Here is a 14,870-nt window from a genome sequence, read left to right as displayed (position 1 = left end):
CGGCCAATTCGGACCAACAATAGGAGTATGCAAGATGGCAATCCCATCCAACGCGTCCAAAGTTATTCTGATCACCGGCGCAAGCAGCGGCATTGGCGAAGGCGCCGCCCGTTTGCTCGCGACGCAAGGCCATCGGCTTGTCATCGGGGCACGTCGCACCGACCGCCTCGTCGAGCTGGCGGAGTCGCTGCAGTCAGCCGGCGGCATCGTCCTCCACAGCGAACTCGACGTCACCTCATGCGAGGACGTCGCGGCCTTCGCGCGCTTTGCGCTCGATAGGTTCGGCCGCATTGACGTGCTTGTCAACAATGCGGGGGTGATGCCGCTGTCGCGGTTGAATGCGCTGAAGGTGACCGAGTGGAACCGGATGATAGACGTGAACATCCGGGGCGTACTGCACGGCATTGCGGCGGTCCTGCCCGCCATGGAGCAACAGGGCCAAGGCCAGATCATCAATATTTCCTCCATCGGTGGGCTGTCCGTAACGCCGACCGCAGCCGTCTACTGCGCCACCAAGTTTGCCGTGCGCGCCATTTCCGATGGGCTGCGTCAGGAGACCGACAAGGTCCGCGTGACGGTGATCTGCCCGGGCGTCGTGGAGTCCGAACTGGCCGATTCGATTTCCGACGACACCGCGCGGTCGGCCATGCAAGAGTTCCGCCGCATCGCCATCAGACCCGACGCCATCGCGCGGGCCATCGCCTACGCCATAGAGCAGCCGGCGGATGTCGACGTCAGCGAAATAGTCGTGCGCCCTACCGCAAGCCCGTTCTGAAAGTTGGACACCTATTACTCGATCGATCTGGCAAACCATTAAGGGAAACCATCATGACATCACGCAATCGAGAAACCGGGGCCTTCGCTGGAAAAGTCGCTATCGTTACCGGCGCGGCTAGCGGCATTGGGCTGGCGACCACGGAACTGCTCTATGCCGAGGGAGCAAATGTAATCGCGGTGGGGCGCAGCGCCAATGTCGAGGCGCTTGCCCGCCCCGGTATCGTGCCCCTTATCGCCGACGTGGCGCGCGAGGAAAGCGCCGTGCGGGCCGTCGCAGCCGCGATGGATAAGTTCGGCAAGCTCGACATCCTGGTCAACAATGCCGCGATCATCATCAATAAGCCCGTCGTCGAAATGACGCTTGAAGACTGGAACAGCATTCAGGCAGTCAATTCCACAGGCGCTTTCCTGTTCTCACGGGAAGCCATGCGCGTGATGGTGCCGGCAAAGACCGGCGCTATCGTCAACGTGGGTTCGTACGCGTGCTATCAGGCATTCCCGACGATCGCCGCCTATGCGGCCTCAAAGGGCGCGCTGGCGCAGCTGACGCGCGCCTTGTCGCTGGAAGCCATCGAGCATGGCATTCGCGTCAATGCGGTCGGCTCGGGCGACGTCATTACCAACATCACCAATCACATTCACGCTGACGGTCAGGCATTCCTGGCCGAGCATGGCAAAAAGGCGCCGATCCGCCGCGCGGCCCAGCCGAAGGAAATTGCGGAGGTAATTGCCTTCCTGGCATCGGAAAAGGCCAGCTTCATGGTTGGCGCCGTGGTAATGGCCGACGGCGGCATGAGCGTCGCACTCCCGTAAAGACATAGACATCGCACACCCAAGCTTCAGCTAGTCAAGGACTATCATCATGGAATCAGCATCCCGTACCTGGTTTATCACCGGGGCATCGAAAGGCGTCGGCCAGAAGCTCGTCCATCATCTGCTTGAACAAGGCCACCGCGTGGCCGCGACGTCGCGCACCGCGGCTTCGCTGACGGAAGCGTTCGGCCAGGCATCCGACAACTTCCTTCCGCTAGAAGTGGACCTCACCAACGAGCAGAGCATCCGACATGCTATCGAGAAGTCCCTGCAGACGTTCGGCGCTATCGACGTGGTCGTGAATAACGCCGGTTATGCGCAGCAGGGAACGGTCGAGGCACTGTCCGAAGGCGAGCTTCGTCAGAATTTCGACGTTAACTTCTTTGCCCCGGTGGCTGTACTGCGGCACGCGTTGCCGCATCTGCGCAGGCAGCGCAGCGGACACATCATCAACATCTCGTCAATTGTCGGCTACCAGGGCGGATATGCCGGCTGGGGCAGCTACGTTGCGAGCAAGTTCGCGCTGGCAGGTTTGACGGAGTCGCTAGCCGCCGAAGTTGCCGAGCTCGGCATTCGCGCCACGGTGGTGTATCCGGGCCCGGTTCGCACCGACTTCCTGTCGAGCGGGGCGCTGGCGGTGGCAAAGCGGCAGATCGACGACTATTCGGAGGCGAAGGCGTCGCTGGATCTGCACCTGGACACGCTGCACGGCCATCAAGCGGGGGACCCGGACAAGCTGGCACTTCTGATCATCCAGGCAGCCAGTGTCGAGACGCCGCCCCTGCATCTGTTCGCCGGCCGGATCGCCAATGACCTCGCAGCAGAGAAGGCCAAAGCAGTCGCTCGGGATCTGGACGCGTGGAGAGGCTCCTCCGAAGCCACCGACTTCGCGGAGTGAGTTCTGGCGAAAGCCTCCGGGACTGAAGGAAATGCACTCGCACAATGCCCGGACTTGGCGGCGACATTGTGCGACGACCTGGCGATGAAATCCGCGAGCCAATTCTCGATGCCACCCGCCTGTGCCGGGCCTGCGCCTCGGCCAGTTCTGTCATCGCGATCGCCAACGGCACGATCTTGATTCCCAGGCGAATACGCGCCAATGCTGTCAGCAGCCTTGATGCGCGGATGCCACACCTCCCGTAGCAAAAACAAATAAGAATGATTATCATGCGCGTTTTTACAAAAAAACACGCGGGGTGGGGTTGTGGGTAAAGCAGGGCGAGGCCGTGATGGCGGGCAGAAGGGCGTCGGCAAGGCTGTAAGGCAGGCACTGGCGGGAAGCGCGGCGCTCTATGTCGCGTCGGTTTCGGCGCAGACAGAGACATCGGTTCCGACCGCCATCACTGTCCTGCCCACCGTGACGGTGACCGGTGCGCCGGTCGCCCTGGATGAAGCGCCCGCGCCCATCGCGGGCGGCCTGATCGGTGGGGGCGCGCGCATGGGCATCCTGGGCAACACGTCTGTCATGGACACGCCCTTCAGCGTGACCAGCTATACCGCCCAGACCATCCAGAACGAGCAGGCGCGTTCCGTCGCCGACGTGGCTACCATGGATCCGTCGGTCCGCATGAGCAGCGCACGCTCAAACATCAACGAAGACCTGACCATCCGCGGCTTCAATGTGCCGACCGCGGACTTCGCGTTCAACGGCATGTTCGGGCTGACGCCGTACTGGCGCGCGCCGGTTGAAACCCTGGAACGTGTGGAGATCATCAAAGGGCCGTCGGCTGCGCTCTTCGGCATGACGCCGGGCGGCAGCGTCGGCGGCGTCGTCAACCTGGTGCCCAAGCGCGCCACCGACGACCCCATCACCCGCGTGACCGGCTCCGTCATGTCGGATTCCGTCTTCGGCGTGCACGCCGACGTCGGCCGCCGCTTTGGCCCGGACAATGCGTTCGGCATCCGCGTGAATGCGATGCTGCGCGATGGCGACACGCCCATCAAGGACCAGTCCACGCGCGAAGCGTTAGGATCGGTCGCGCTGGACTATCGCGGTGAAAAACTGCGATCGTCCCTGGACCTGACCTGGCAGAAGGAACGCATCGACAACGTAGTGCGGCAGTTCCAGCTGGGTTCGGACCTGGATTCGATTCCCGAGGCGCCCAGCAACAAGAATCCGTATCCCGGCCTGGGCTGGAGCGACGGCCGCAATACCGCCGGCGTCTTCAAGGTCGAATACGACATCACCGACAACCTCACCGCCTACGCCGGCTATGGCCAGAGCAAGCTCGACTGGGACGCCTTCGCCGCGAACCCCGTGCTGCAGAACACGCAGGGCGACTACTCCTTCTTCGGCGGGTGGCAACGGATGACGGTGGACAGCAAGTCCACTGAAGCCGGCCTGCGCGGCAACTTCAACACCGGCCCCGTCAGCCACAAGGTCGCCCTTGGCTACACCATGCTGGACCAGAAGTCCGATCTGGGCTTCTACACCGGGTTTCCGCCCGGCACCTCGAACATCTACGCGGGCAACATCTTCGACACGCCGTCCATCTCCGGCATCCGCAATCCCTTGAACCGCTATCAGCGCACCAAACTGACCAGCTATGCGCTGGCCGATACCCTGGGATTCGTGGACGACCGGCTGCAGCTGACGGTGGGCGCGCGCCACCAGAACGTGCAGGGCCAGAACTACAACTTTGCCAACGGTGAACCCAGCGGCCCGCGCTACGACAAGAGCGCCATCACACCGCTGGCCGGTGTGGTCTTCAAGATCCTGCCTGACGTGTCGGTCTACGCCAGCTACGTCGAAGGCCTGTCCCAAGGCGATACGGCGCCCACCAGCGCGGCCATCACCAACCCGGGCGAGACCCTGTCGCCGTTCAAATCCAAGCAGAAGGAAATCGGGGTTAAGTACAACCTGAACGACGATATGCTGGCCACCGTCGCGCTCTTCGAGTTGACGCGCCCCAGCTCCGGCATCTCGGGCAACACCTTCGGGGAATTCGGCGAACAGCGCAACCGCGGCGTCGAAGCCAGCTTCGCCGGCGAAGTCACCAGGGGCGTGCGGCTCTTGGGAGGCATCAGCTACATCGACGCCATTATCAACAAGGCCACCACGCCCGACCTGCAGGGCAACCAGGCCGTTGGCGTCCCCGACTGGCAGTTCAACCTGGGCGCCGAGTGGGATACCCCCTTCGTTCCCGGCCTGACGCTGCTTGGCCGCGTCATCTACACCGGCAGGACGTACGCCGACGCCGACAACACCCTGTCGGTGCCAAGCTGGACCCGCGTCGATGCTGGCGCCCGCTACGAGACGAAGATCAGCGGCACCCCCGTCACCTTCCGCTTCAACGTCGAGAACCTGTTCAACCGGAATTACTGGGGCACCGCCACGGCTGGCTATCTGTTCGTAGGCTCGCCGCGCACCTACACGTTGTCGACCAGCATCGCCTTCTGAGAAGGCCACGATGTTGGGTGCACAAGTGGAGCAGCCTGGTCTGCACGGTCTTCATACTGCTGCTGTGCCTGACCGGGCTGCCCCTGATCTTTCACAAAGACATCGAGCACCTGTCGGGCGCGGTCGAAGCCCCGCTCAATGACTGACCCGGGCGCGCGAGCGCCATGCCACGCGCCTGCGGCGCGACACCGCAACAACACACGTGCATCCAACCGCTTTGCTTAGGGCGGACGCACATTCTCTCGCCTATGCCCTAGGGCGTTTGCCCTGACCGCTGGCTGATGCGCGTGCCCCGGGTGGGTCTGCCACCGGGGACGGGCCGCGCCGCCTTCATCCCTCTCTACATCCCGAGTCATGCGGCGCGCGCTCAGCCGCCTTCCCGACGCCTGTTCGCCGTAGGCCGAATCGTCAATTGGTTACGAGTCGATTCAGCCGAATCATGGGCCAGCGCCTCCGCTTGCGCCGCACTACGCCAAGCGGAGGTCCTCCACCGTAGATATGGCAGGCCCGTATATGAATCTGTTCCATAAGACAGTCTGGAACCCGGCCAGGCAGCAATACATCGTCACTTCGGAGATCGCCCGTGGGCGCGGCAAATCGGCGTCCACGTCATCCAGCCGCGCGCGTCGCGCCTTGTCCTCCGTATCCGTGCTATCCCTGGTGACCGCCGGCATGCTGGTCCCCGCGCTTGCGTCGGCATCCAGCTGCAAGACCGGCACGCCCGACCAATCCGCGCCCGCCGGCGGGCAGTGCGCGGTTGCCGACTACAACCCGCCGGGCAGCAACGGCGGCGTGGGCGAGGCCGTGGTGAACAACGGCCAGACCGTGACGCTGCACGGCACGTCGGTCGTGGGTACCGGCTACAACGGAAACACGACCGTGCCGGCCAACACGGTAAACGTCATCTCCGGCACCTTTGGCTCCAGTGCGCTGGTGACCGGGCCGCAGAACGTCGCCGTCAGCGCGCGCAATCCCGCCACGGGTACCAACGTCGTCTTCCGGACCTTCGATTCCGCCGCCATCGCCGACCAGTCGAACCTGGCCACGCCGATCAACCAGTTCGAGGACGTGAACGGCGACATGTACTACAAAGCCTCGCTGGGACGCGTGGAGAACAGCGGCGGTACCTTGGACGTCAACCTCGGCGCGACGCCAACGGCCTCGCCGTCGTCGAACGCCATCCTGATGGTGTCCAAGCAGACCTATCTGACTTCCGCCGACGGTAGCGGCAACGCGGACAGCCGTGTCGTCTGGCGCTCGCGCAACCAGATCGACATGGGCATCGATCCCGGGCTGCCCACGCCCGACGCCAACGGCCGGCTGACGGTGACGGTGCCCGTGACCACCTACGCCGGCACGGTCAACTTCAACGGCGTGGACTATGCGGTCACCAATGCGGCGCAGCTCGCGGCCTATAACAACGTACTGGTGGACGCGCTGAAGAACGGTGTGCTGACGTCGCAGCTGGCCTACGACACGGCCTTCGCGCAGGCTTTCACCACGGTGGATACGCCGGTCACCTACATGACCAACACATCGGACGGCGACCTGACGCGCGTGCCCAACGGCGACCGCTACGCCATACTGGCCAGCGGCGCGCGCGGCAGCGCCACCATCGCCGCGGGCGCGCAGCTGGACATGGTGCGGGCCTCCGGCGCGGTCAAGGCGACGGATGGCGCCACCGTGACCAACCACGGCATCCTGTCCGGCAACGTCATCCAGCAGGTCGCCCAGGTGGAAAGCGGTTCGCATTTCATCAATGCCGCCAACGGCGTGGTGTCCGCGGGCTACCTGGCCGGCGATAAGGCCAACACGGCCACCGATGCCCTGTTCTATTACACCGGCTCCGGCATCATGGCCACCGGGGCCGGCACCACCGTCGAGAACAACGGCGTGGTCAACGTATCGGGGATGAGCTTCAACGGCTACACCACCACCGGTATCGGCCTGGCCAACGGCGCGGCCGGCACCAACAACGGCATGGTCAACGTCGGCGTCAATCCGGGCTATACGGCCAGGGCGGTCGGCGTGAACGTCAGCGGCGGCAGTGCCTTCACCAACAGCGCGACGGGCACCATCTATATCGGCCGGGCCGCCCAGTACGCCACGACGGATGCCGTGCCCGATGTGGAAATCGCCGGGCCTACCTATGGCGTGCGCATCATGGATACCGGCGATACCGCCGTCAACAACGGCCGGATCGTGGTGGGTTCGCAGGCGCAGAATGCGGTCGCCATGTTCTCGACCGCGCCGCTGAATTCGCTATTGCTGAACAACGGCACCATCGATATCAACGGCGCGGCCGGCGGCACGCCCATGGCCAACATCGGCATGCTCGCTGACGATAATGGCGCCGCGGGTACCGGGGCTGTCGTCCGCAACGCCGGCACGATCAACGTCAATGGCGTCAATGGCATCGGCGTGATGGTCAACGCGGATCCCGGCATCGCCGCGAATGCCGAATCCACCGGTACCATCAATGTCAACGGCAATGCCGACCCGGCCAGCGGTACGCGCAACTTCGGCGTCTGGGTGGATGGCGCGCAGGGCGTCGCGTCGGTGAGCGGCGCGATCAACCTGGGCGGCAATGGGGCCATTGGCGTCTTCGCGCAGAACGGCGGCACGGTCAACGTGGCCGCGGGTTCGGTACCGCAATTCGTGGGGGGCAGCGACCAGATCGGCTTCTTTGCGGCCGGAGCCGGTTCCACCATCAACGTGTCGGCCAGCACGATGGCCGTAAGCACCGAACGTGGCACGCTGTTCCGCGTGGCGGATGGCGCGCGCTTCACGGGCGCGTCCGTCGCGGGCGCCTTCGACACGACGGTCTCGGGCACCGATGCGCGCGGCGTGGTCGCCACGGGCGTGGGTACCACGCTGTCCACGGACAGCTCGACGTTCCGCGTCACCGGTGCGGCGGGTTCGGCGGGGGGCGCCGTCGCCATCGTCAACGAGGGCGGCGCCACCGGCACCATCGACGCCGGTACCACCATCCTGCTCTCCAGCGCGGGCGCGACGGCCGGCATCGTCGATGGCCAGGGCCATGACCTGACGGGCGCGGCCTGGGGCGATCTCATCGCCACTACGCTGACCAATAATGCGGCGATCCAGTCCGCCACCGACGGCGCGGTAGGGTTCGTCGCGCGCAACCTGGGCACGCTGGTCAACAACAATGCCGTCACCCTGGCCGGAAGGTCGTCCATCGGCGTGGTCGTCGGCGCGCAGGGCACCGTGCGGAACAACGCCACGATCCAGGTCGCGCACGGCGACGGCGCGCTGGTCCAGGGCGCCAACGCCACCCTGGTCAACAACGGCGTGATACGCGCCGACGACGGCAACGCGGCCGTGCACCTGACGGGCGCCGGCGCATCGGTGGCCTTCTCCGGCACCGGATCGATCCAGGCGCAGGGGACGGCGGACGGCATTCTGCTGGACGAGACCGCGGTCGGCGGCAGCGTGGTCGGCACGGCGGGCAGCATCGTGGTGACCGGCACGGGAATGGCGCTGGATAACCGGGCGCCCGGGGGCGTCATCGCGCTGACGGACACCACCCTGACGACCAGCGGCGCGGGCTCCGCGGGTATCAGCTCATCGGGGGCGAACGGCGACGTAATCGTCACGGGCGGGCGCATCGACACCAGCGCCGCGGGCGCGGCCGGCATCCATATCAGCAGCGCCGGTACGCTGCAGTTGTCCAACGCCACCATCGTCACGGCGGGGGATCTCGCGCCGGGCATCATGCTGGACAGCGGCGCGACGGCAGCCCTGATGGGCGGCTCCGTATCGGCCAGCGGCGCGAACGCCGCCGCCTTGCAGGTGGAAGGGCCGGCGGGGGCCGCCACCGTCAACGGAACGCTGCTGCGCAGCGCGGCCGGCCCGGGGGTCGTGGCCAATGCCGGCGGCACCGTGGCCTTGAGCAACGCCACGGTGCAGGGTGGATCCGCCGCCATCGCGGTAACGGACACGGCGGGCACCGGCAACACCTCCACGATTACCGTGGACGGTGGAACGCTGGCCGCGCAGTTGGGCCATGCCATCGATGTGACGGGCGCCAAGGCCAACATCAGCGTACGCGCGGGTACCGTTATCACCGCGGCCTCCGGCACGCTGCTGAACCTGAGCAACGCCAGCGTCGTCAACCTGGACGCCCAGGGCGTGACCCTGAATGGCGACCTGATCGCGGACGCCAGCAGCACCGGCTCGGTCGCCCTGCGCAACGGCACCCGCCTGACGGGCCGCATCGACCCGCTGTCGGTCAGTATCGACGCCAGCAGCACATGGAACGTCACGGCCAGTTCCGAGGTCGCGGCGCTGTCGAACGCCGGCACCATCGCCTACATGGCGCCGGCAGGGGATCCGACCCAGGCCGGCAGCTACAAGACGATCACGGCCAATAGCTACGTCGGCAACAACGGCACCATTGCGCTCAACACCTATGTGGCCGGCGACGGCGCGCCATCGGACCGCCTTGTGATCGATGGCGGCAGCGCCACGGGGACGACGGGGCTGCGCATCGCCAACACCGGCGGCAAGGGCGCGCGCACCACGGGCGACGGGATCAACCTGGTGGCCGTGACGGGCGGCGGAACGACGGCGCCAGGGGCCTTCCAGCTTGCCGCGCCCGTCCAGGCCGGCGCCTATCAGTACCTGCTGTATCGAGGCGGCAGCACGAGCGCCGACGACTACTTCCTGCGCTCCGCGCTGGGCGGGCCGACGTCGCCGGGCGATACCACGCCCGCCGGCCCGGCGGCCTATCGCCCCGCGGTCTCGGGGTATGCCCAGATGCCCGCCTTGAACCTGGACTACGGCTTCTCCATGCTGGGCCGGCTGCATGAGCGCGTCGGCGATGTGTATGCCGTCGAGCAGACGCAGAAGGGCAACAAGAACGGCTTCTGGGGGCGCATTGGGGGCGACGGCCTGAATGCCGATTCGGGTGACCGCTTCTCGGTGGACCAGCACACCTTCTTCATGCAGTTCGGCAAGGATTGGACCTTGTCGCGGTCGGAGGATGGCGGCAGCACGCATGCGGGCGTGACCGCGACGCTGGGCGTTTCCAGCGCCGACTTCAAGGACAGCAAGCGGGACCTGAACCCGACCCTCTCGGACAAGGCGGGCAGCGCGACGACCCAGGCGCAAAGCCTGGGCGGCTATTACACCAAGTACTGGCGCGATGGCAGCTACTGGGATTCGGTGGCGCAGGTCACCCACTACCGCAACAAGTACGACGACGTGTATGGCAGCGGCGGCAACCAGAACGGCTTCGGCATCGCGCTGTCGCAGGAAGTCGGCAAGCCCTTCACGCTGATGCCCAAGCTGGCCATCGAACCGCAGGCGCAACTGGTCTACCAGTACTTGAAGCTGGACAGCTTCAACGATGGCGTCTCGCGGGTGTCGGGCAATAGCAGCAACGGATTGCGCGGCCGCCTGGGATTCCGGTTGTTCGCGCCCAACGTCAAGACCGAGGACGGGGCGGGGTCCGGGACGCCTTACCTGACCTTCGATGTCCTGCACGATTTCGTGCCGCCGCGCGCCGTGACGGTGGGCGGGACCTCGGTCAACTCCAACTACGGGCGGACGTGGGGGGAAGTGGGCTTCGGGATCACCGAGGCGGTGGGCAAGGGCGGACAGCTGTATGCCAACATCAAACTGGCCAAGAACTTCGGCGGAGAGGAACGCAAGGGGGTGTTCGGGCAGGTTGGGTACCGGTATAGCTGGTAGCGGGTCCGGTACGCTTCAACCGGCCGCTGATGCGAATCGTTCAATCAAGGCCCGGCGGCGGCGCAAATGTTCCGCCTGCTTCAGGTGCGCCATATCCACCAGCACGCCGCCGTCGCCGACCGCTCCCTGGCCGGAACGATTGGTGTCTTCGATAAGGCGGGTGATCCGCGCGGCCCAGTCCAGCTGGGCCTGCGTGGGCGAGAACGCTTCGTTCGCCAGTTCGATCTGGCTGGGATGGATGGCCCATTTGCCTTCGAATCCCAGCGCGGCGGCACGGGATGCCGATGCGCGATAGCCTTCGGCATCGCGGAAGTCGGTGTAGGGGCCATCGATGGGACGCAGCCCATGCGCGCGGCAGGCGTTGGCGATGCGCGCCATGGCGAAGTGCCATTGGTCGTTCCAATGCCGCTGGCGGGGCGCCGCATCGGATGCGCCGGTCAGTACGGCGTACCGTTCGCTGGGCGCGCCGAAGACGTCGTCGTAGGTTCGCATGTCGACGGTGTAGTCGCCGACGCCGAAGATCATCGCCTCCAGCCGTGCCGACGATTGCGCGATCGCTTCGGCGTTGGCGACGCCCAGCGCCGTTTCGATCAGTACTTCGATGCCGGTGCGTTTGGTCCGGCCCGTCTCGCGCTCGATCAGCGTGAGCAGCTGATCGACGAACTGCACGTCGAAGGCGGAGCCCGCCTTGGGAAGCAGGATCAGGTCCAGCCGCGGCGCCAGGCGCGCCACGTCCAGGATGTCGCGGTGCGCCCAGGGCGTGTCCAGCCCGTTGACGCGCACGGCCATGGTCCTGTGACCCCAGTCGATGTCGTTCAGTGCCGCCACCGCGCGCGCCCGCGCCTCGTCCTTCGCCGCGGGCGCGACGGCATCCTCCAGGTCCAGGAAGATCACGTCCGCGCTGCTGGCGGCAGCCTTGGCGAAAAAGCGCGGGTTGGTGGCGGGCACCGCCAGTTCGGAACGCTGCAGCCGTTCCGGCCGGGTGGGTTGCGCGGCCGGCGCGTGGCAGGGATGCGTGGTCATGATCGGTTTCCTGTAGGGGTATCGGCCCGCGTCGCGGATGTCGGAGCGCCTGCCCGTGCGGTGCCTTGCGCGCGCCGCTGTACGGCCTCGGTCAGGCGCAGCAGCCGCCGCGCGGGGGCCACCAGGTCGACGGCCACGAAGACGCCATCGACGACGCCGGTGCCGTGTCCGAGCGCCAGCTGCGCTTCGTATGCCGCCACCAGTTGCCGGGCGTGCGCGATTTCCGCGGGCGAGGGCGAGAACACGTCGTTGACGACGCCAACCTGGTTGGGATGAAACACCACCTTGCCGGAGAACCCCATGGCGCGCGCCACCAGGGCGTCCTCCCGCGTCGCCCCGGCATCCTTCACATCGCGGAAGAACGCCGCGTCGATCGCCTGCAGGCCTGCCGCCGCGGCGGCGGCCGAGATAACCGAGCGTGGGTAATGCAGGGTGGTTTCCGTGACGTCCGCCCCCAGGGCGGCGGTGTAGTCCCCCGAGCCGAAGAACAAGGCGCCCGTGCGCGGCACGGCGTCGGCGATGTCCAGGGCACGCAGCACCCCGCGTGGCGTTTCGATCAGGGCGATCAGTTCGATGGGGCGCGCACGGCCGCGGTCGGCGTGCAGGGCGGCCAGGCGGGCATCGATGTCGCGCAGCATGTCGGCGGACTCGACCTTGGGGACCATGATGGTATCGATGCAATCCAAGGGCAGGGCAGCCAGGTCATCCAGGCCGTAGGGGGTGTCCAGCGCGTTGATACGCACGCAGCGCTCGCATTCGTCGGCATGCCGCCAGCGATGGTGGGGAGCAGCACCCGGGGCAGTATCCATGCGCCCTCCCATCGACGCACGCAGCGCCTTCGCCACGCAGTCGCGGGCGTTGGCCTTCTCCGCCGGGGGCACGCTATCTTCCAGATCGAAAACCACCGCGTCCGCCCCGTAGGCCGCCGCCTTGCTCAGGCGGTCCTCGCGGTTGCCCGGCGTCATCAGCAGCGTGCGGCGCAGGCGTGGATCAGGCATCGAGCGCCTCCGCGTCGTGGGCCGCGGCGACCAGGCGGTCGATTTCCTCCTGGACTTCGCCCAGGAACAGGCGCTGCACGTTGGGGTTGTCCAGGAGCTCGCGCGCCGGGCCGGCATAGACCACCTGGCCGGTGTGCATGACGTAGCCGCTGTCGGCGATCTGCAGGGCGCGCGAGGCTTTCTGCTCGACCATGATGATGGTCAGGCCGGAGGTCGCCAGTTCCACGAGCTTGTCGAAGACGGCATTGACGAACTTCGGCGACAACCCCAGCGACGGTTCGTCCAGGATGATGGCGGTGGGGGTGGTCATCAGCGCGCGGGCGATGGCCAGCATCTGCTGTTCGCCGCCGCTCATCGTGCCGGCCGGCTGCCGCATGCGCTGGCCGATCACCGGGAAGGCGGCCACCACGCGTTCGACGGCCTGCTCGATGCGGGCGCGGTCCTTGCCCAGGATGTAGGCGCCTATGTCCAGGTTCTCGCGGACCGTCATCTCGGGCAGGACGATGCGGCCCTGCGGCACGAAGGCCAGGCCGCGCGACAACCGCTTGTGCGGGGCTTCGGCGGTGACGTCGGCGTCGCCGATCAGCACGCGGCCCTTCCATGCCGGCAATAGGCCGGCCGCTGCCTTGATGGCGGTGGACTTGCCCGCGCCGTTGGATCCGATGACGGCGGTGATGCCGCCACGGACAAAGCGCAGGTTGGCGTTGCGCACCACGGGTACGTCGCCGTAGCCGGTGGTAACGCCCTGCATTTCCAGGAAGACGTTGTCTTGCGCGTTCATGCGGTGCTCCCAAGGCGGACGGGCGGCGGCCGGTGCCGCCGTCCCGCGCCGCGTCAGCGCTTGTTCCAGGGTGGCATGGGGATGACCGCGTCGGTGGTTTTCACATCCAGCGGCATGACGATCTCGCGCTTGCCATCGCGCACCTGCACGAGCAGGCCGGTCACGCCCACCTGCTTGCCGGTCTTGGGGTCGACCTTGTGGTGGCCCATCACCGTGTCGACTTCCAGCGTGGTAAGCACATCGCGCAACTTGTCCTGGTCCAGCGAACCGGCGGCCTTGACCGCCGCTTCCATGACCGTGGCGCCGGCGTAGGAGAAGGCCGAGTAATAGCCGGGCTCGCTCTTGTACGTCTGCTGGTAGGCCTTGACGAACTCCGGATTGCCCTTGGTCTTGAGGGAGGGTTCGTACAGCGACATGCCGAAGGCGTACTCGCCGTCCTTGCCCGATGCCTTCAGGAAGTCGTCGATCGACACGCCGTTATGGATAAAGACCTTGGGCAGGTAATTCGACGCCTTGAACTGGCGCACCATCTCGATGGCCTCGTTGGGGTAGCCGACCGATACCCAGATATCCGGCTGCAGCTGGCGCGCCTGCGCGATCATGGACGAAAAATCGGTGGTGCCGGCGGGGAAAAATTCCGAAGCCACGACTTTCAAATGGCGCTTTTCGGCGATGGTCTTGATGGATTTCTCCATATCGCGCGCCGCCGGATAGTCTCGCCCGAAGAAGGCGATGGTCTTCATCTGGTGCGCCTCGGCCAGCGGACCGATGCTGGCGACGTAGGCGCTGATGGGCGCGGCGGTCTGGAATACGTACTTGTAGCCGCGTTCCTGTATCTGTTCGGAGGCGCCGCCGGAGTTAAAAAACACACGCTTGTGGCGGTTGGCCACGCCCGATGCCGTGGCGGCGGATGCCGAGCCCCACGGGCCGAACAGCAGGTCCACGTTATCGTCGGTGATCAGTTTTTCGTACAGGCGCGCGGCCGTCGCGGGGTCGCTGCGATCGTCATAGACGATCAATTCCACCTTGCGTCCCAGCAGGCCGCCGCGCGCATTGACCTGGTCGCGCCACAGGGCCACGCCCTCCCAATAGTGCTTGGCGCTGTCGGCCAGATTGCCCGATTGCGATAGGGCGACGCCCACGCGTATCGGCTTGCCTTCCTGGGCCAGGGCGGTGCCCGCCACAACGGTCGCGGCCGTCATCGCCAGCATGGCGGCGGCCCTGGCGGCGCGCGGAGCGCGCAGGCGTCGCAGCACGGGCGCCAGGCACATATCCAGCAGCTGTTTTTTCATGTGTTGTCTCCTCCGGTGGGTAGGCCGCCCCTCCGATACGGGCGGCGCGGGCGGACCGAAACCGGTCCTGG

General features: G+C 66.2%; 9 protein-coding genes and 1 pseudogene. 6 read left to right on the top strand and 4 right to left on the bottom strand.

What is annotated here, in order from left to right:
- The first annotated feature begins 34 nt into the window (after positions 1-34).
- The 6 genes and pseudogenes from CAL28_RS28225 (at position 35) to CAL28_RS28200 (ending at position 10,705) form a co-directional block, all read left to right on the top strand.
- Positions 35-775 carry an SDR family oxidoreductase gene (locus CAL28_RS28225; RefSeq protein ID WP_094844290.1) on the top strand — a complete coding sequence of 247 codons (741 nt, stop codon included), beginning with the start codon at positions 35-37 and terminating at the stop codon, positions 773-775.
- Positions 776-828: 53 nt separating this feature from the next.
- Positions 829-1,590: an SDR family NAD(P)-dependent oxidoreductase gene (locus CAL28_RS28220; RefSeq protein ID WP_094844289.1), complete on the top strand. Its 762-nt coding sequence runs from the start codon at positions 829-831 to the stop codon at positions 1,588-1,590.
- Between the two features lie 49 nt (positions 1,591-1,639).
- Positions 1,640-2,488: an SDR family oxidoreductase gene (locus CAL28_RS28215; RefSeq protein WP_094844288.1), complete on the top strand. Its 849-nt coding sequence runs from the start codon at positions 1,640-1,642 to the stop codon at positions 2,486-2,488.
- A gap of 306 nt (positions 2,489-2,794) precedes the next feature.
- Positions 2,795-4,990, top strand: a complete 2,196-nt coding sequence (locus CAL28_RS28210) for a TonB-dependent receptor (RefSeq protein ID WP_254926256.1) — start codon at positions 2,795-2,797, stop codon at positions 4,988-4,990.
- Positions 4,987-5,124, top strand: a pseudogene (locus tag CAL28_RS28205) (PepSY domain-containing protein); the annotation flags it as partial. The gene CAL28_RS28210 and the pseudogene CAL28_RS28205, both read left to right, overlap by 4 nt.
- A 379-nt stretch (positions 5,125-5,503) precedes the next feature.
- On the top strand, positions 5,504-10,705 hold the full coding sequence (locus CAL28_RS28200; protein ID WP_094844287.1) for an autotransporter outer membrane beta-barrel domain-containing protein: 5,202 nt from the start codon (positions 5,504-5,506) through the stop codon (positions 10,703-10,705).
- 15 nt (positions 10,706-10,720) lie between these two features.
- Here CAL28_RS28200 and CAL28_RS28195 read toward each other — a convergent pair whose 3' ends face one another.
- The 4 genes from CAL28_RS28195 to CAL28_RS28180 are packed head-to-tail and all read right to left on the bottom strand — an operon-like array spanning position 10,721 to position 14,799.
- A complete protein-coding gene (locus CAL28_RS28195) occupies positions 10,721-11,728 on the bottom strand; it encodes an HpcH/HpaI aldolase/citrate lyase family protein (RefSeq protein ID WP_094844286.1) in 1,008 nt (335 codons plus the stop codon).
- Positions 11,725-12,726, bottom strand: a complete 1,002-nt coding sequence (locus CAL28_RS28190; RefSeq protein WP_094844285.1) for an HpcH/HpaI aldolase/citrate lyase family protein — start codon at positions 12,724-12,726, stop codon at positions 11,725-11,727. The genes CAL28_RS28195 and CAL28_RS28190 overlap by 4 nt, the downstream gene beginning before the upstream one ends.
- Positions 12,719-13,507, bottom strand: coding sequence for an ABC transporter ATP-binding protein (locus CAL28_RS28185; protein WP_094844284.1), 789 nt, complete (start codon positions 13,505-13,507; stop codon positions 12,719-12,721). Before CAL28_RS28185 ends, CAL28_RS28190 begins: the two co-directional genes overlap by 8 nt.
- A 53-nt stretch (positions 13,508-13,560) precedes the next feature.
- Positions 13,561-14,799 carry an amino acid ABC transporter substrate-binding protein gene (locus tag CAL28_RS28180; RefSeq protein WP_094844283.1) on the bottom strand — a complete coding sequence of 413 codons (1,239 nt, stop codon included), beginning with the start codon at positions 14,797-14,799 and terminating at the stop codon, positions 13,561-13,563.
- Positions 14,800-14,870 lie beyond the last annotated feature (71 nt).

The organism is Bordetella genomosp. 11 (assembly GCF_002261215.1).
Classification (GTDB): Bacteria; Pseudomonadota; Gammaproteobacteria; order Burkholderiales; family Burkholderiaceae_B; genus Bordetella_C.
This window is presented reverse-complemented; position numbering and strand designations above follow the sequence as displayed.

Bases quoted from the DNA above. Each gene is read 5' to 3' on its own strand.
- CAL28_RS28225 (WP_094844290.1), top strand. From the start codon at position 35: ATGGCAATCCCATCCAACGCGTCCAAAGTTATTCTGATCACCGGCGCA.
- CAL28_RS28220 (WP_094844289.1), top strand. From the start codon at position 829: ATGACATCACGCAATCGAGAAACCGGGGCCTTCGCTGGAAAAGTCGCT.
- CAL28_RS28215 (WP_094844288.1), top strand. From the start codon at position 1,640: ATGGAATCAGCATCCCGTACCTGGTTTATCACCGGGGCATCGAAAGGC.
- CAL28_RS28200 (WP_094844287.1), top strand. From the start codon at position 5,504: ATGAATCTGTTCCATAAGACAGTCTGGAACCCGGCCAGGCAGCAATAC.
- CAL28_RS28195 (WP_094844286.1), bottom strand. From the start codon at position 11,728: ATGACCACGCATCCCTGCCACGCGCCGGCCGCGCAACCCACCCGGCCG.
- CAL28_RS28190 (WP_094844285.1), bottom strand. From the start codon at position 12,726: ATGCCTGATCCACGCCTGCGCCGCACGCTGCTGATGACGCCGGGCAAC.
- CAL28_RS28185 (WP_094844284.1), bottom strand. From the start codon at position 13,507: ATGAACGCGCAAGACAACGTCTTCCTGGAAATGCAGGGCGTTACCACC.
- CAL28_RS28180 (WP_094844283.1), bottom strand. From the start codon at position 14,799: ATGAAAAAACAGCTGCTGGATATGTGCCTGGCGCCCGTGCTGCGACGC.